1 protein-coding gene is annotated in these 605 nt (G+C 64.1%); it reads right to left on the bottom strand.

From position 1 onward, the window contains the following. Positions 1 to 51 precede the first annotated feature (51 nt). Positions 52 to 605, bottom strand: a 554-nt coding sequence (locus B3C64_RS08710; RefSeq protein ID WP_291535098.1) for a beta-galactosidase small subunit, incomplete at its 5' end; no start/stop codon positions are given.

Genomic DNA, 605 nt, shown 5'->3' on the forward strand with positions numbered 1-605 from the left:
CCCATTACATACGCCCCGTATTCCGCCTATGCGGATTCAGACGACGTCCACTCAGAACAGCTCGAGGTCCACATCGAGGCTGAGTGGCCGGTCTGCCGGCAGCTGGTACTGCGCGTGCACCGGCGACATCCAGGAGTCGTCTCCGCCGACGCCCATCTGCGCGGCGAGCACGCGGAGGAACATGTGCTTCGGTTCGGGCAGTTCGTCCTGGTGCAGCGCCTCTTCGAGCATCGCGCTCGAATACGGCAACAGGCTCATCGCGAATGGCTTGCCGGTGCCGGCCTCGTCGCGACTCACGCGCAGACCATGCCCGGAATCGTCCGTGATCTCCGCCCAGCGCACGTCCTCATGGTTGCCGGTCTCCTGGGGAAGCAGGTACGGCGCATGGTCATCAAACGCCGTGGTCTGCCAGATGCCCAGCTTCGCATGTTTGCGGTCGGCATACGTCTCTTCGGGGCCCGCTCCATAGAACCGCAGATTCGCGTACTGCACCGGCAGCGCCCATTCGATGCCGAACGCCGGAATCGTCGGCAACTCGCCATCATGCTCGCCCGGGTATTCGACATGCAGGGCGATACGGCCATCCACGTCGGCGACATAGCGCA

Origin of the sequence: Bifidobacterium sp. UBA6881 (assembly GCA_002451435.1) — a bacterium.
GTDB lineage: Bacteria > Actinomycetota > Actinomycetes > Actinomycetales > Bifidobacteriaceae > Bifidobacterium.